This window comes from Kitasatospora sp. NPDC034533 (assembly GCF_055575155.1).
This window is the reverse complement of the sequence record NZ_JBVITE010000071.1, coordinates 27,524-43,699: the sequence shown is the minus strand read 5'-3', so window position 1 is coordinate 43,699 and position 16,176 is coordinate 27,524. Positions and strand designations below refer to the sequence as shown.

At 73.8% G+C, this 16,176-nt stretch carries 15 protein-coding genes and 1 pseudogene; 8 read left to right on the top strand and 8 right to left on the bottom strand.

Features of this window, described 5'->3' with window-relative positions:
• A partial coding sequence (locus ACZ55U_RS33435) for a glycoside hydrolase family 15 protein (RefSeq protein WP_465532302.1) occupies positions 1-123 on the top strand: 123 nt, incomplete at its 5' end.
• 50 nt (positions 124-173) lie between these two features.
• On the opposite strand, the gene ACZ55U_RS33430 is transcribed toward ACZ55U_RS33435, so the two are convergent.
• From ACZ55U_RS33430 to ACZ55U_RS33405, 6 genes are all read right to left on the bottom strand, one after another.
• Positions 174-1,424, bottom strand: coding sequence for an LLM class flavin-dependent oxidoreductase (locus ACZ55U_RS33430; protein ID WP_465532298.1), 1,251 nt, complete (start codon positions 1,422-1,424; stop codon positions 174-176).
• Positions 1,421-2,788: an NtaA/DmoA family FMN-dependent monooxygenase gene (locus ACZ55U_RS33425; RefSeq protein WP_465532296.1), complete on the bottom strand. Its 1,368-nt coding sequence runs from the start codon at positions 2,786-2,788 to the stop codon at positions 1,421-1,423. Before ACZ55U_RS33425 ends, ACZ55U_RS33430 begins: the two co-directional genes overlap by 4 nt.
• On the bottom strand, positions 2,785-3,117 hold the full coding sequence (locus ACZ55U_RS33420) for a hypothetical protein (protein ID WP_465532294.1): 333 nt from the start codon (positions 3,115-3,117) through the stop codon (positions 2,785-2,787). Before ACZ55U_RS33420 ends, ACZ55U_RS33425 begins: the two co-directional genes overlap by 4 nt.
• A gap of 86 nt (positions 3,118-3,203) precedes the next feature.
• Positions 3,204-3,560, bottom strand: coding sequence for a hypothetical protein (locus ACZ55U_RS33415; RefSeq protein WP_465532292.1), 357 nt, complete (start codon positions 3,558-3,560; stop codon positions 3,204-3,206).
• Positions 3,561-3,710: 150 nt separating this feature from the next.
• Positions 3,711-4,940: an MFS transporter gene (locus tag ACZ55U_RS33410; RefSeq protein WP_465532290.1), complete on the bottom strand. Its 1,230-nt coding sequence runs from the start codon at positions 4,938-4,940 to the stop codon at positions 3,711-3,713.
• A 173-nt stretch (positions 4,941-5,113) separates the two neighbouring features.
• A complete protein-coding gene (locus tag ACZ55U_RS33405) occupies positions 5,114-5,677 on the bottom strand; it encodes an SDR family oxidoreductase (protein WP_465532288.1) in 564 nt (187 codons plus the stop codon).
• Between the two features lie 200 nt (positions 5,678-5,877).
• On the opposite strand from ACZ55U_RS33405, the gene ACZ55U_RS33400 reads away from it, so the two are divergent.
• From ACZ55U_RS33400 to ACZ55U_RS33380, 5 genes are all read left to right on the top strand, one after another.
• Positions 5,878-9,180: a BTAD domain-containing putative transcriptional regulator gene (locus tag ACZ55U_RS33400; protein WP_465532286.1), complete on the top strand. Its 3,303-nt coding sequence runs from the start codon at positions 5,878-5,880 to the stop codon at positions 9,178-9,180.
• Positions 9,177-9,875 (top strand): oxidoreductase, encoded by a 699-nt coding sequence (locus ACZ55U_RS33395; RefSeq protein ID WP_465532284.1) that lies wholly within the window; start codon positions 9,177-9,179, stop codon positions 9,873-9,875. The genes ACZ55U_RS33400 and ACZ55U_RS33395 overlap by 4 nt, the downstream gene beginning before the upstream one ends.
• A 14-nt stretch (positions 9,876-9,889) precedes the next feature.
• Positions 9,890-10,570, top strand: coding sequence for an adenylate kinase family protein (locus ACZ55U_RS33390; protein ID WP_465532282.1), 681 nt, complete (start codon positions 9,890-9,892; stop codon positions 10,568-10,570).
• Between the two features lie 182 nt (positions 10,571-10,752).
• Positions 10,753-11,034, top strand: coding sequence for a hypothetical protein (locus ACZ55U_RS33385; protein ID WP_465532280.1), 282 nt, complete (start codon positions 10,753-10,755; stop codon positions 11,032-11,034).
• Positions 11,035-12,019: 985 nt separating this feature from the next.
• Positions 12,020-12,586: a DUF6461 domain-containing protein gene (locus ACZ55U_RS33380; RefSeq protein WP_465532278.1), complete on the top strand. Its 567-nt coding sequence runs from the start codon at positions 12,020-12,022 to the stop codon at positions 12,584-12,586.
• Positions 12,587-13,144: 558 nt separating this feature from the next.
• On the opposite strand, the gene ACZ55U_RS33375 is transcribed toward ACZ55U_RS33380, so the two are convergent.
• The gene (locus ACZ55U_RS33375; RefSeq protein ID WP_465532276.1) at positions 13,145-14,119 is read right to left on the bottom strand and encodes an alpha/beta hydrolase; all 975 of its coding nucleotides are present in this window, start codon (positions 14,117-14,119) and stop codon (positions 13,145-13,147) included.
• Between the two features lie 255 nt (positions 14,120-14,374).
• Here ACZ55U_RS33375 and ACZ55U_RS33370 point away from each other — a divergent pair, with 255 nt between their 5' ends.
• Positions 14,375-15,076, top strand: a complete 702-nt coding sequence (locus tag ACZ55U_RS33370) for a type 1 glutamine amidotransferase domain-containing protein (protein WP_465532274.1) — start codon at positions 14,375-14,377, stop codon at positions 15,074-15,076.
• A gap of 33 nt (positions 15,077-15,109) precedes the next feature.
• On the opposite strand, the pseudogene ACZ55U_RS33365 reads toward ACZ55U_RS33370, so the two are convergent.
• Positions 15,110-15,319, bottom strand: a pseudogene (locus ACZ55U_RS33365) (TetR family transcriptional regulator); the annotation flags it as partial.
• A gap of 59 nt (positions 15,320-15,378) precedes the next feature.
• On the opposite strand from ACZ55U_RS33365, the gene ACZ55U_RS33360 reads away from it, so the two are divergent.
• On the top strand, positions 15,379-15,915 hold the full coding sequence (locus ACZ55U_RS33360) for a hypothetical protein (RefSeq protein WP_465532272.1): 537 nt from the start codon (positions 15,379-15,381) through the stop codon (positions 15,913-15,915).
• The last annotated feature ends 261 nt before the right edge of the window (positions 15,916-16,176 follow it).

Here is a 16,176-nt window from a genome sequence, read left to right as displayed (position 1 = left end):
CTCGCCGAAGAATGGGACCCCCGACTCCAACGCCAGGTCGGCAACTTCCCCCAGGCCTTCAGCCACGTCCCACTCATCGACACCGCACTACGCCTCACCCCGGCCCCCGGCCCGGCCGACTGACGGGCACGGACCGAAGCCGCCGGCGGTCCGGTCGAGCGTCCCGACCGTGATCACCGCCCGGCCCCGCCACCGGATTCCCGGTCCCGGGCGGGCACTCGGCGCGCGTAGCGGCTCTCGGGCCGGGCCAGGCCCAGGTGGCCGCGCAGCGTCGTCGCCTCGTACGCGGTGCAGAAGGCGCCGCGCCGCTGGAGTTCGGGGACGAGGCCGCGGGTGATCTGCCGGAGGTCGTGCGGCAGGGTGGCGGGGCGCAGCCGGTAGCCGTCGAGGCCGGCCTCGCGCCAGTCGAGGAGGAGGTCGGCGAGTTCGGCGGGGGTGCCCGTGAACACCTCGGCGTCTGAGGCGAGTTCGGTGCCGTCGAGGGCGTCGAGCCGCTCCTTGCGCGCGGCGGCGGCGCCCGGTTCCCCGTCCAGGAGGACGAGGACCTCCGCGAAGCGCAGCAGCGGCCGCTCGACCGGGTCGCGGCCGGCGGCGGTGACGGCGGCGTCCACCTGGCCGAGGATCCGCGCCGTTCCCTCGCGCGAGTGCGGGGTGACGTACACGAGGTCGCTGGAGCGCGCCGCGAACTCGTACGGGACGCGGGCGTGGGCGAGGCTGGTCACCAGCGGCTGGCCCTGCGGGGAGCGCGGGGTGATGGAGGGGCCGCGCACCGAGAAGTGCTCGCCGGTGAAGTCGACGTGGTGGATCCTGTCGCGGTCGACGAACCGGCCGGTGGCCGCGTCGCGGATCTCGGCGTCGTCCTCCCAGCTGTCCCACAGGCGCCGGGCGGCCTCCACCACGTCGGCGGCCTCGTCGAACAGCGGGCGCAGCCGCCGGGCGATGCGTTCCGGGTCGCGGACGTCCTCCTCGGTGAGCTGTGGCGTCGTCCGGCGTCCGAAGTGGGTGGCGTCGGCGGCGCGGGAGGCGATCTGCGGGCGCACCCCGGCGCGGCCCCCACTGGCGTGGTCGAGGGTGGCGATGCCGACGGCCGTGTGGAAGGGCTCGGTGTGGGTGACGTTGACGGTCGGGACGAGGCCGAGGCGGGTGGTGAGCGGCGCCAGGTACGAGGCGATCAGCGCGGCGTCCAGGCTGCCGCGCACGCGCCCGGTGTCCTCGTCGGGCCGGTGGAAGGCGGTGGTCTGGAGGCCGAGCGCGTCCTCGATGGTGACGAAGTCGAGCAGGCCGCGTTCGGCTTCGGTGGCGAGGTCGGCCCAGTAGGCGGCGGTGAACAGCTCGCCGGGCCGGGAGCCCTCGGCCCGCCAGGCGGCGGGGTGCCAGCCGGCGCCGTCGAGGGCGACGGCGAGGTGCAGCGGGGGCAGGGTCACGGGGTCTGTCCCTTCTCCAGGGGCGCCGGCCCGAGGTGGTCGCGCAGGGTCGTGCCGGTGTACTCGCGCCGGTGCACGCCCTTGTCCTGGAGCAGCGGTACGACCCGGTCCACGAAGTCGTCCAGGCCGGCGGGGGTCAGGTGCGGGACGAGGACGAAGCCGTCGGCGCCGCCGGTCTGCACGAAGTGGTCGATCCGGTCGGCGACGGTCTGCGGGGAGCCGACGAAGGTCTGCTGGGCGCCGTGGACCTCGATGACCAACTCGCGGATGCTCAAGCCCCGTTCCATCGCGAGGGCCCGCCAGCGGCGGGCGGTCTCGGCGCGGTCCCGGCGGAAGACGGAGTGGCCCTTGAGCGTCTGCGCCTCGCCGTCGGGATCGGTCTCGGGCAGCGGGCCGTCCGGGTCGTACCCGGAGAGGTCGCGGCCCCAGGCGGCCTCCAGGTGGGCGATCGCGGTCTGCGGGCTGACCTGGGCGCGGGTGATCTCGACGGCGAGGGCCCGGGCCTCCCCGTCGGTGTCGGCGACGACGACGCCGGCCGTGGGGAGGATCTTCAGCTGGTCGGGCGTGCGGCCGTGGGCGGCCAGGCGGCCCTTGACGTCCCGGTAGAACTCCCGGGCCTGGTCGAGCCGGTTGTACTTGCTGAAGACGACCTCGGCCTCGGCGGCGGCGAACTCGCGTCCGGCGTCGGAGTCCCCGGACTGGATGATCACCGGGTGCCCCTGCGGGGAGCGGGGGGTGGTGAAGCGTCCGGAGATGTCGAAGTGCCCTCCGTGGTGGGCGAAGCGGCCGGCCCCGGGCCGTACGTACGCACCGGAGGCGGTGTCGGCGAGCACGTCGCCGTCGTCCCAGCTGTCCCAGAGCTCGCGGGCCGTGGTGAGGAACTCGGCGGCGCGGCCGTAGCGGTCGCGCTCCTCCAGGAAGGCGCCGCGCCGGAAGTTCTCGCCGGTGAAGGCGTCGAAGCTGGTGACGACGTTCCAGGCGGCCCGCCCACCGCTGAGGTGGTCCAGGGTGGCCAGCCGGCGGGCGAGTTCGTAGGGCTCGTTGAAGGTGGCGTTGACGGTCGCGGCGAGTCCGAGCCGGCTGGTGACGGCGGCCAGTGCGGCGAGCTGGGTGAGGTTGTCGGGGCGGCCGACCACGTCCAGGTCGTAGATCCTCCCCTTGTGCTCGCGCAGGCGCAGGCCCTCGGCGAGGAAGAAGAAGTCGAACAGGCCGCGTTCGGCGGTCCGGGCGAGGTGGCGGAAGGACTCGAAGGCGATCTGGCTCTTCGAGCGCGGGTCGGCCCACAGGGTGATGTTGTGGATGGCGGGCAGCTGCACCGCGAGGTGCACCTGGCGGCGTCCGGCGGTCTCGGGGGCCCCGCTCATGCGGCCGGGAGGGAGGAGGGGGCGGCCGGGCGGACGCTCTCGGTGCCCTCGGCGCTCTCGGCGTTCTCGGTGCCCTCGGTGACGGCGGCCAGGACGGCCTCGGCGGAGCCGCCGGTGGTGGTGGACGCGGCGGAGCCGCCGGTGGTGGTGGACGCGGCGGAGCCGCCGGTGGTGGTGGACGCGGCGGCCAGGGCGCCTTCGGCGATCCGGTGCAGCGGCTGGTCCTCGCCCGGCTCGGGCCGGTCGAAGGTGTCGGAGGTGGCGAAGGTGGCGTAGTGGCCGCCTTGGTAGGCCACCTCGGCGAGGACGGGTGGCAGGGACTGGGACATGGGAGATCCTCCGAAAGGGGGTGTCAGGAACGGACGTCGGGATTGGGTCAGGGGCGAACGTCACGGGCGGACGTCAGGGGCGGACGTCAGGGGCGGGCGAGGTCCGCCGGGGCCTCGCCGGGGTGGTCGAGGGGCCGGCCGGTCCACGGCGGGGCGAGCGGGTCGGGTGCGGCCGGCGCGGCCGGGCGCGGCCGGGCGCCGCTCGTCGGTGTCGCCGTACGGGCGGCTGGTGGCGGCGCGGGTGGGCAGCGCGGCAGCGCGTCCTCCGGTTCGCCGAAGGCACCGGCGGGCGGCACGCCGACGCCGTGGCGTTCGACGGGGAACCGGACGACGCCGTCGGCGCCGGTGAGGCCGGGCAGCAGCACCACGGGCGGGCCGGCGCCGGACTCCACGTGGTGCGGCGGCGCTTCGGCGGTACGGGCCGAACCGGACTCTTCGGTCATGGCGTCACGATCCGATGCTCACGTGCTTCCGGTGGCCGGGGCTTCCGGCGGTCGGGGCTTTCCGTGGCCGGGGCTTCCGGCGGTCGGGGCTTTCCGTGGCTGGGGCTTCCGGCGGACGGGGCTTCCGGCGGCCGGGGCTTCCGGCGGCCCTCACCCGGCCGACCGCCTGGCGGGGAAGCCGTGGCCGCGGGCCAGCACCACCACGGCGATCACCGGCACCATCAGCAGCAGCACGCTCCATGGCAGCGCCCCGGCCCCGCTCACCTCCAGCAGCACGCCGCCGATCACGCCGCCGCCCGCCATGGCCACGTTCCACAGCGTCACCAGCATGGCCTGCGCCGCGTCGGCCGCCTCCTCGCCGCCCGCCTCACCGGCCGCGGTCTGGAGCAGGGTCGGCACGCCGCCCCAGCCCAGGCCCCACAGCACGGCGGCCACGTACACCAGCGCGTCCTGGCCTGCCGGCAGCGCCAGCACCGCGGCGGCCACCGCGACCAGCAGTGAGCTGGCGACGGTCAGCACCCGCAGGTGGCGGTGGATCTGCGCGCCGACGATCCAGATGCTCGCCAGCGAGGCCGCGCCGAACACCAGCAGGACGAGGTCGGTGTCGCCGCCCATGCCGAGGTGGTCGAGGAAGGTGGCGATGTACGCGTAGATGACGGTGTGCGCCAGCACGAAGACCAGGGTGACGAACAGGATCGCGACCACGCCCGGCACGCGCAGGGCGTGCAGCATCCTCGGCCGCCCAGCGCGCTCCTGGCCGGCGAAGTCCGGCACGGCGGCGGTGATCCAGGCCAGCAGCACGAGGGTCAGCGCCGTCATCACCAGGAAGACCACCCGCCAGTCCGTCACCTTGCCGAGGAAGGTGCCGGCCGGCACGCCCAGCGACAGCGCCACCGGGATGCCCGCCATCGCGACGGCGATCGCCCGGCCCTGCAAGTGGGGCGGGGCCAGCCGGCGCGCGTACCCGGCCAGCAGAGCCCAGGCCACGCCGGCCGCGACGCCCGCCACGAAGCGGGCCACCATGGTCAGGCCGTAGACGGAGGAGACGGCGGTGACGGTGTTGGCGACGGCGAAGCCGGCCACGGCCGTCAGGAGCAGCCGCTTGCGGCGCCAGGCGGAGGTCACCGCGGTCAGCGGGATCGCCGTCAGCGCGGTGCCGAGCGCGTAGACGGTGACCGTCTGCCCCGTCGCCGACTCGCTCACGTTCAGGTCGTGGCTCATCGCCGGGAGCAGACCGGCGGGCAGGGTCTCGGTGAGGCTGGTGATGAAGACGGCGGTGGCCAGGGCCAGCAGGGCGAACATGGGCAGCTTCTGCGCCTCTGCGCCCTGCTGGGGCGCCGTCGGGTCGGTCGTCGCCGCCGAATCGGCTGCGGTGCTCATGGAGGTGCTCCGGGGTCGTCGCGGACGGGGTTCGAAAGGGCTTCGGGTCAGGGGTCGGAGCCGAGGGGCCGGGGGTCCGGGCTTCGGGGGCCGGGCTCCGGGGTCGGGGCTCAGGTCTCGGGGCCCGGCGCTCAGGCCTCAGGCCTCAGGCCTCAGGGCTCAGGGCTCAGGGCTCAGGGCGAGTCGAGACCGCCGTCGACCGGAAGGCGGACGCCGGTGGTGAAGGTGGCCTCCGTGGCCAGGAAGAGCGCGGCCCGGGCCACCTCCTCGGCGGCGCCGAGGCGGCCCAGCGGCGGCAGGGGGACGGCCCCACCGCCCGGCGCCTCGATACAGCCCGGCGCCACGGCGTTGACGCGGACGCCGCGGGTGATCAGCTCCCCCGCGAGCGCGTGCACGGCGGTGGGCGGCCGGCCCGGGGCCGTCAGCACGACCGCACCGCCGTCCCGTACCCGCGCCAGCAGGGGACGGGCCGTGGCGGCGGTGTCGGCGAACAGCAGGTCGACGCCGCCGCTGCCGGTGCCCGCGGGGCCCTCGGAGTCCAACCGGGCCGCGAGCGCGGACGGTTCCACCACCCGGGCACTGGAGCCCAGTTCGGCCCCCAGTCTGCGGCGTTCCTCGGCGGAGGGGGCGGCCAGCACGACCCGGGCGCCGCCCTCCACCAGTCGCTTGGCGATGGCCAGCCCGATCGCGGTGGCCTCCCCGGCGACGACGGCCGTGCGGCCCGCGTACTTGGTCATGCTCTCGCTTCCTCCCCCGCCCCTTGTTCCCGACCGGACCGCGGACGGCGATCCGGTCGCCACGACTGTGCGCCGAGCCGCTTCGGGGAACCTTCGGATCGGCTGACGGCCGCTTCGGGCCCGCTTCCGAGCCCCTGAGCGACGGCCCCGACCTGGGTGGGCATCGAGACGGGAAGGGGCCCTGACGTACAGTGACGCGCATGCGGTTCGGGGTGCTCGGCCCATTGACGGTGTGGGACGACGACGGGGTGGCCATCCGCGTTCCGGAGACGAAGGTCCGGGCGCTGCTCGCCGACCTGCTCGCACACGACGGCGGACCGGTCTCCGCGGACCGCCTCGTCCTCGACCTCTGGGGCGACCACCCGCCCGGGCGGCCCGCCGGCGCCCTTCAGGCCAAGGTCTCCCAGCTGCGCCGGGCCCTCGGCCGCGACCACGTCGTCCGCCTGCCCGCCGGCTACCGGCTCCACCTCGACCCCGTCACCGACGAGGTGGACGCCGCCCGCTTCCTCGCCCTGGTCGGGCGCGCCCGCGAGGCCGCCGACCCCGCCGCCCGGGCCGACCTCCTCACCGAGGCGCTCGGCCTGTGGCGCGGGCCCGCCTACGCCGACTTCGCCGACCAGGAGTTCGCCCGCGCCGCCGCCGGGCGCCTCACCGAACAGCGGCTGTCCGTCCTGGAGGAGCAGGCCGAGGCCCGCCTCGCCGCGGGTGACCACCTCCTCCTCACCGGGGAACTCGCCGACCTCACCGCCCGCCACCCCCTGCGCGAACGCCTGCGTGCCCTCCAGATCCGGGCCCTGTACGCGTCGGGCCGCCAGAGCGAGGCGCTCGCCGCGTACGAGGACCTGCGCGCCCGCCTCCTCGACGAACTCGGCGTCGACCCCAGCCCCGAACTCGCCGCGCTCCACCGGGCGGTGCTCCGCCAGGCCCCCGAACTGGCCGCCGCCGCACCCGCTCCCCCGCCGACGCCCGCACCACCCGCCGCCGCACCAACGGCCGCCGCAGCCCCCTCGTCCCCCGTGGCCGCCAACCTGCCCGCCTTCCTCACCCCCCTCATCGGCCGCGACGACGCCCTCGCCCACCTCGCCGGGCTCCTGCGCACCGCCCGCCTGGTCACCCTGAGCGGACCGGGCGGCGTCGGCAAGACCCGGCTCGCCGTCGCCGCCGCCGGCGCCGTCCGCTGCGAGGACGTGCCCGACGGCACCTGGTTCGTCGAGTTCTCCGGCCTGCGCCACGGGACCGCCACCGAACTCGCCCAGGTCGTCGCCTCCGCCCTCGGCATCAGCGACCACGCCCCCGCCGCCCTGCCCGTCTCCGGCGCCGGCACGCCGTCCCCCGCCCACCACCTCGCCTCCGTGCTGCGCGACCGGCGCGCCCTGCTCGTCCTCGACAACTGCGAACACGTCGTCGACGCCGCCGCCGACCTGGCCGCCCTCCTGCTGAGCGCCGCGCCGGGCCTACGCGTCCTGACCACCAGCCAGGAGCCGCTCGGACTGCCCGGCGAGGAGGTGTTCCTCGTCGAGCCGCTGCCCACCGACGACGCCGTGCGGCTGTTCACCCAGCGCGCCGCCGCCGCGGCCCGCGGCGTCTCCCCCGGGCCCGACGGCCGCGCCCCCGCCGACCTCGGCGCCACCGGCCTCCCCGCAGCCGACCTCGCCCCCGCCGACCTCGCCGCCGTCACCGAGATCTGCCGCCGCCTCGACGGCATCCCGCTCGCCCTCGAACTCGCCGCCACCCGCGTACGGGCCCTGGGCGTCCACGAGTTGGCCGCCCGCCTCGGCGACCGCTTCCGGCTCCTCACCTCGGGCCGGCGCGGCGCCCCCGAGCGCCAGCAGACCCTGCGCGCCGTCATCGACTGGAGCTGGGAACTCCTCAGCGCCCCCGAACGCATCGTGCTGCGCCGCCTGGCCGCGTTCAGCGACGGCTGCGACCTCCAGGCCGCCGAGGCCGTCTGCGCGGGCGACGGCGTCGCCGCACCCGAGGTGCCCGACCTGCTGACCCGGCTCGTCGACCGCTCCCTGGTCGTCGTGGTCACCGGCCCCACCGGCCCGCGCTACCGCCTCCTGGAATCCGTCGCCGCCTACGCCACCGAACGCCTCCACGAGATGGAGGACCTCGCCGCCGTCCGCGACCGCCACCTCGCCCACTACCTCGCCCTCGCCGAACGCGCCGAGCCCGAACTGCGCCGCGCCGGCCAGCGCTCCTGGCTCACCCGCCTCGACGCCGAATCCGGCAACCTGCTCGCCGCCCTCGACGAGGCCCTGCGCCGCGCCGCCGCCGGCACCCCCGCCGAAGCCGTACGGCTGGCGACCGCGCTCGCCTGGTGGTGGCTGGTCCGCGGCCGCCTCACCCAGGCCCGCCGCAGCCTGCGCGCCGTCCTCGACGCCGCCCCCGCCTCCCACGGCGCCGAACTCGCCGCCCTCCACACCGCGTTCACCCTCCTCACCGGCGCCCACGACCCCGCCGGCCCCGTCCCCGACGGCGACGGCCTCCGCGACCCCGTCCGCCGGGCCCGCGCCCTGTGGCTGTGCGCCTACGGCCTCTTCAGCGCCGGAGCCGCCGACGCCGGCGGCGAGCTGAACGATCGCGCCCTCGCGCTGTTCACCGCCGCCGACGACCAGTGGGGCACCGCCGCCGCCCTCGGCCTGCGCGCCGCCCTCGCCCTCATCCGCGGCGACCTCGATGGCCTCGGCCGTGACGGGCTGCGCAGCGCCGCCCTCTTCCGCGAACTCGGCGACCGCTGGGGCGAACTCCAGACCGTCTCCTCCCTCGCCGCCCTCGCCGAGATCAAGGGCGACTACCAGGAGGCCGAACGCCGCCAACTCGACGGCCTGCGCATCGCCCGCGAACTCGACCTCGCCGCCGAGGTCTCCGCCCGCACCTCCGGCCTCGGCCGCCTCGCCCTCCTGGCCGGCGACTGGGACCGCGCCCGCGAGCTCCACGAACAGGCCCGCCGCGGCGCCGCCGAACAGGGCTACAAGTACGGCGAGATCCACGCCGAGATGGGCCTCGCCCTCGGCGCCCGCCGCTCCGGCGACCTCGACGCCGCCGAAATCCACCTCCACCGCCTGCGCGACGGCTACGCCGACGTCTCCTCCCTGGCCGGCGACCACCTCGTCCACGCCGAACTCGGCTTCCTCGCCGAACTCCGCGGCGACGCCGCCCTCGCCGCCGCCCACCACCTGCGCGGCCTCGCCGTGGCCCGCACCCTCGCCGAACCCCGCGCCCTCGCCCTCTCCCTCGAAGGCCTCGCCGGCGCGGCCTCCCTGCTCCCCACCGCCCCGGCCGCCCACACCGCCGCCCTGCTCCTCGGCGCCGCCGACGCCGCCCGCCGCACCGTCGACGCCCCCCTCCCCCCGGCCGAACGCACCGACGTCGACCGCATCACCCACCGCGTCCGCAGCACCCCCACCTTCACCACCGCCCACACCCACGGCACCCACCTCACCCCCGCCCAGGCCCTCCACGCCGCCGCCCCCGTCCTCACGGCCACCTCCGAGGTGTGACCCCTGGCCCAAGCCGTCTCGGCCGGCATCGCAGGGGTGATCGTGCGCACCGTTGTGCGGCTCGGCGGCTTCCGCCGACTTCACCGTCGCCACGAGCGAAGGCCACCCGCGCAGCCCTTGACGCCGGCCCGGACGGCGTCGAACTGTACAGCGCCAACGGCTACCTCCTGCACCGATTCCTCGCTCCCTCCACCAACGAGCGCACCGGCCGCTACGGCGGCTCCCCTCAGGCTCGTGCCCGCTTCGTCGTCGACGTGGCACAGGCCGTCAGCGACGCCATCGGCAGCGAACACGTCGGCATCCGCATCTCCCCCGCCATCAACCTCCACGGCGCGCTGGAGACCGACCCCCACCTCACCGCGGCCACGTGCCGCACCCTCATCGACGCGCTGTCCGGCATGGGACTGGCCTACCTGCACACCCTCGGCACCCCCCGAAACCAGTCGCGGCGGCACCGGTCCCTGCGGGATGCTTGGTTCGTGCGCCTGAATATCGACGGGGTCACCCCGGTGTCGCGGATGCTCTTGCTCAGCGAGTTCCTGCTCCACGCCGGCTTTCAGGTCGAGCTGGACGGACCGCTGTTCGTCGCGGCGGGCGACCGGGCCTCCTACGAAGACGGCGATGTCGTGGTGACTTGCTCGACCGGCGAGCAACACGAGCACCCGATCCGCGACAGCTACTGGATCTGCCGCTGATGGCGCCGGGCTCGATGCGCATCGCCATCTTGCAACCACCGGCCTGGTTGTGGGAGACACCAAGCGAGTCGCTGGCTCGGGTCCTGGCAGTGCCGCGCATCAACATCAGCGATGTCATACGCGCTCACCTCCGTCAGGGCACCGACCTGGGGATCCGATCCGCCGAGATCATGAACTCCGGCAGGCCGCTCCCAGACGAGATCATCAATGCGATCGTCCGCGACCGCCTGTGCCAGGCTGCCCCCGCAGCCTTCCTCCTCGACCGGCACCCGCTCAACGCCGCCCAGGCGCTTGCTCTGGACGAGCTACTCCACGAACTCGGCACGCCCCTGGACAGCGTGTTGCGCCTGCACCTTCCCGAGCAGGAGGTGGAGGGCCGCGTACGCCACCAGTCCGCACGTCGCCTCTGCCGTAACGACTCGGCCCACGTCCACGAGCCGACGGTGGACACCGTCGACGTCGATGGCGCCTGCGACGTCTGCGGCGGTGAGCTTTATCGGCGTGAGGACGACAAAGAGAAGAGCATCCGCGGTCGGTTCAGCAGTTTCGAAGCAATGGTGGAGCCCATCATCCAGCACTATGCAAAGCAAGGGCTCCTCGTCACGGTCGACGCTATTGGCACACCCGACGAGATAGCCAGTCGGGCGCTCACCGCGCTCCGAGAGCATCAGGCATCCACTGGATATGGCGGGTAGTCACTCGACGTACGGAAGCACGATCGGCTTCACCAAATCCGTGCCTGAACCCTGGTCGTGGGACATGGGGGCGTCCTGGCGCCAAGGGGCACCAAGGTGTCCGGTGTCCCTTTGTCGGTGGCCGGGTCACCGGTGGGCGGAGACCCTCCCGGCCGGGGAGCCCTTCCGGCTATCGTGTGGGCATGACGTACCGGGTGCAGTACACCGTCGAGGCGAGGGCGACGTTCGATGCGCTGCCCGCCGACCGGCGCGACCTCTTGGACCGCGCGCTGACCGTTCTGGCCCGTGATCCGTACCATAAGACGGCGACGGCGCCGCTCGGCCCGGACGAGCACTTGCGCAAGGCCTACGCCGCGCCCGGCGTTGTGGTGGAGTTCATGGTCGCCGACCACGTGCTGGTCGTCGTTGTGCTTCAGATCTTCGACGAGCTCCAGTACCTGATCAACGAAGCCGACGCCCGCTGAGAGGCCGCCGTCCGCTCCGCCCGCGCGGAGGTGACCCGACCACATCCAATTCGGGCCCCGGGTCTCATCGGCGTTCAGACCACTCGATGCGGGAACGTCGCCGCCGAAGAATGGGCTGACCAGGAGAGACGGCTGTGGCAAGCTCTGCCGCGTGACTGATGAACCAGACGGCGGATGGTCCTTCGCGACCGCACGGGAGGCAGCCAGCTTCGGCGCCGGCCTGGGCACAGGCGGGCCCGGCGTCGACCACGCCATGGGCGAGAGCGGGACGCTCTGTGGCATCCCGGAGTACCAGGTCACCCGCTATGTGCACCTCTTCGAACCCGCGCAGACCGAGGCGTGTCCGGACTGCCGCCGGCGGGCCGAAACTGCTCCCACGAAGCCGTGCGCCCAAGAGCGGCTTCACGACAGGCTCCAGGCCGCCGACCCAGGACAGGCCCGCGACGACCTCCTCGCCGCCCTGCGAAACGGGGGCAGAAGTGCGCCTATGGCTCCGCGATCCCGCCGCTGACCTCGCCAGACACTACACCCGCCTTGACTCACTGACCGAGGGCGCCGAGGCCGCCATCGAGGCTTTCAACGCAGCCAAGACCATTGGTCTGGCCCGCGTCGAAGACAGTGACTGGCGCTTCCTAGCGGTCCTGCCAGAGGACGACAGCCAACCGCTCGTCGCACGTGGGGCCCCGCACTCTCAGCTGAACGTCTCCCTACAGCGGCGAGCAGAGTCTCCCTGGGGACACGTGACCGTCGGGGTGGGGAATTTCCTTACGTGAAAGCCATCACCGCTGAGCCACCTCGCACCGGGCCTTCCTGTTCCTTGCCTCGGCCCCCATGACAGAGCACCCGCCCCGTTCGACAAGTGCACCGAGCACGAACAGCATCCGGACAGCACCGGGTGATACGAATGAGCGAGCCGGGCTGCTCGGTTCCGGACAGCCATGGCCCACCTGCCACACGCGAGCCGCCCTCCGAAGGGGGAACATCCATGGACGGCCACACGCCGGACCACCGCTGGTTCCGCGACCTCTACCCCTCACTGCAGGACGCGTACTGCCTGACCCTGGTCGAAGGCGTGCCCGCCCGGGAACTGCTGCGTCGCGCAGAGGCGGAGACAGGCCCCCAGGTCACCGGCGTCACTTCCGTCTGCGATACGGCCGAGGACCTGGAAGCCGAGACCAGCGGCGAGCGGATGCTCATTGCCGCAACCGACCTGGCCGGCTGGACACTGGTCGTCGAGCCCAACGGCTATCTCGGCGTCCGGGAGGAGTCGATCGCCGCCTGGGCGGATGCCACCCTGGTCTCGCACTTCCGGAACGTCAACGCGAACACCACCTTCTGCTGGTACGCGGACGGAACCACCCAGCTACGCGCCCAGGACATGGCCCCGGGCTCCATCACGGCAGCCGTACCGGACTTCGAACCGGAGCGGTACCCCGGCAAAACCGAGACAGCCCTGGCCCTCGCCGAACACCTCACCGGTGTCCGGATAGGCCCGGAACTCTTCGAGACCAGCCTCTTCCTCACCGGAACCGTGGAGGAGCCATGGGACTGACCCCCCAGTAGGCCGGCCCTCGGCCCCGGCCCCTGACCGTGGTCACGAGGACGAGCGACTTCTTCACACCGCGCACGCGGCCTCGGGACCGTCCCCGGATTCGACCTCTGACAACGCGGGAGGAGTCGTACCCGGCCTCTCCCGCCCGGCCCTGAAGGCCGGCCCCGTGCCGGACGCGGAGTCAGGGCCGTAGCGGGCCTTCTGCGCCTGCCCACCGTCGTGGTGCGCGTGGCGCGTACGGGCCGCCTCCAGCCGCGCTTGTGCCTCCGGCTCGTCCGAGCTCCGCTGCCGCTCCTTCTCGTGGCGGGACCAGCGGAGAGGAGCACCGGCGCGCAGGCCCGTTGAGCGCCGGACGAAGACGACAGCTGACCCGACACCGCCGCCCGGCCCGCGCCCGCGCCGGCGGAGCAAGCCGCCGGGCCCGCCGCCCGGCAGCGCGGCGTTCCGCCTACGGCTGGGCCCCGAGGTGGACCCACTGCGCGAGGACTTCGGCCAGGGCCGTTGCGGCGATGGCGGCGGACCGTGCGCACCTGCGGGCAGGGCGAGGGCGAGCTCTCCTCAGGCGCCGTGGAGCGCCGTACTGAGGGCGTCGACGGCGAGTTTGCGCGCGACGTTGGCGGCGCGAGTGTCGCGGAGGCTGTCCAGGAGCAGGAAGTCGTGGACCATACCCGCGACGCGGACCGAGGTGACATCGACGCCGGCCTCGCGAAGCCTGTTGGCGTACTGCTCGCCCTCGTCGCGCAGGACATCGGCCTCGTCGGTGATGACCAGGGTGGTCGGCAGGCCCTTGAGCTGTTCGAGGGACGCCCGAAGGGGGGAGGCGTGGTGCTCGGCGCGCTGGGCGGGATCGGTGGTGTACGCGTCCCAGAACCACTTCATGCCGTCGCGGGTGAGGTAGTAGCCCTCGGCGAACTGCAGGTAGGACGGGGTGTCGAAGTCCGCGTTGGTCACCGGGTAGAGCAGGACCTGGGCCTTGAGGTCGATGCCGCCGCGCTCCTTGTTCATCAGCGCGAAGACGGCCGACATGCACCCGCCGACCGACTCGCCGGTGACGGCGATGCGGGAGGTGTCCAGTCCGTGTTCCTCGCCGTGCTCGACGACCCACTGGCCCACGGCGTAGTTCTGCTCCACCTGGGTCGGGTACTTCGCCTCCGGCGCGCGGTCGTAGACGGGGAAGACCCCCGCGGCGCCCGCACCGACCGTGAGTTCCCGGAAGAGCCGGTCGTGCGTCTTCTCGTCGCCGAAGACCCAGCCGGCGCCATGGATGTAGAACACCACGGGCAGCGGCCCGGTGGCGCCCTTGGGCCGGATGATACGGGTCCGGACGGTGCCCCACCGGCCGGCGTCCACGTCGACCCACTCCTCGTCGACCTCGGGGCGCGGCACGCTCGGGTCCGCCTGGAGGCCGAGCAGGATCTCGCGGCCCTTCTCGGGCGGGACCTCGTAGATCCGCGGGTGCGGATCGGTCGCGTCGCACAACTCCCGCGCGGCGGGTTCCAGGTAGGGCGTGATCGGGGGAGGAAGCTCGGTCATGTTCTCTCCATGTCGCGGGCACACGTGTGCCCTGCTCGTTCGGCCTCGCCGGCCGCGCCTGATGGACCCCCGGCCGAACCTCCCCTCCTCCCATCGTCGGGGCCCGCGCGCCACGCGCAACCTGTAGCCCCGGCCGCGGAAAGCGGCTCTCACCGGGCAGGCGCCCATGATGGCGCCGAAGATCGAGGCGAACGGAACACGACGGCAGCCGGTCGGACGAACGACCCCGCCATCGCCCAGAAAGAAGGCGAGCCCATGACCCGAGTCCTCTTCGTCGTGACGGCAGCCGACCACTGGACCCTGCAGGACGGCACGAAGCACCCCACGGGCTACTGGGGCGAGGAGCTGGCGCTGCCGCACAAGATCTTCACCGGGGCCGGATGGGAGATCACCATCGCCACCCCCGGCGGCAGGCAGCCCACCCTGGACAAGATCAGCATGGGCCGCACCGCCGGCCTTCCGGGCACCCTCCGCGAGGTCGCCGCCTACCTCGCCACGATCCAGGGCGCGCTGACGGCCCCCGCCGCTCTCGGCGAGGTGGATCCCGACGACTTCGACCTGGTCTTCTACCCCGGAGGCCACGGCCCGATGGAGGACCTCTCCCACGACGAGGTGTCCGGAGCACTCCTCACCAGGCAACTCGCCTCCGGCAGGCCGCTGGGCCTGCTGTGCCACGGCCCCGCCGCGCTGCTCGCGGCCAGGAACGACGACGGCTCCTGGCCCTTCGCCGGGTACCGGATCACCGCGCTGTCCAACGTCGAGGAGAAGCTGAACAGCTTCGGACGCAAGGCCTCCTGGTTCCTGGAGGACCGGCTGCGCGAGAGCGGCGCGCACTACGCCAAGGGAGCGCTCCCGCTCCTGCCCCACATCGAGGTCGACCGCGCCCTCTACACCGGCCAGAACCCCGGCTCTGCCAGGCGGCTCGCCACCCGCATGGTGGCCGACCTGGCCGATTAGCGGTCAGGGCGGGCCGGTCGCGGGTCGCGGCGGTTACCGGGAGGTGACCTGCTGCGCCGTCGCGCCCTCCGGCCGAGGTGACACCGGTGACGCGGTGAGCAGTGCCCCAACGGCGGCACGGACCTGGCTGGAGACCACCTCCGGGGTGGAGGTGTCGAGCTTTCCGTCCAAGTGGAGGAAGGCCAGGCCGTGGACGACGGCCCATACGCCGGTGGGCAGGGCCTCGGCGTCGGAGCCGGGAAAGACCTCTGGACGATGCCGACTTCCAGCGCGGCGGCTTCGACGCCGAGGACGCACGCCTGGTGATCGAATCGCTCGCGCCGCTCGGCGCCGACCTGGTCGAGCTCTCCGGCGGCAGTTACGAGAGCCCCGCCATGACCGGCCGCGCCACCGACACCCGCGCCCAGCCCCGCGAAGCGTACTTCCTGGAGCTGGCCCGGGGCCTGGTCGCCACCAGCCCCGTGCTGCTGATGCTCACCGGCGGCATCACCCGGCGCAGCACCGCCGAGCAGGTCCTGGCCGGCGGCGTCGCGGTCGTCGGGATGGGCACCGCCCTCGCCGTCACTCCCGACCTGCCCAGCCGCTGGGTCGACGGCCGCGAGGCCGACCGGCAGCTGCGGCCGGTGACCTGGAAGGACAAGCCCCTCGCCTCGGCCGCCAGCATGGCCCAGGTCCGCCGCCAACTGCGCCGCATCGCCCGCGGCAGCGTGCCCAGGCCCAACGTCCACCCGGCGGTCGCCCTGCTCGCGGAGCAGCGGCAGCAGCGGCAGGCCCTGCGCCGCTACCGCACCTGGCTGCCCACGCGGCTGAAGGCCTCCGCAGGGAACCAGTCCCGGTGATCACGTGAACGCGCCCTCCCGGGCCCGTCGACGGGCCCGGGAGGGGCGGGGCTTCGCCGGCCGATCAAGAGGAGCAGGGCATGCGTCTGCTCGACCCTGCCTTCAGGGTGCCGGCGGACTTGCTGGAGGAGACCGATGGTCGGACGCTCGCCTTGTGCGAGGTGATGGTTCGTGCGGCGTGGTGCGGCACGGGCATTGCCCGCGCCTTGCATGAGGAGCTGTTGTCGCACTGGCCGGAGGACCGTTCCCACCTCCTGATCA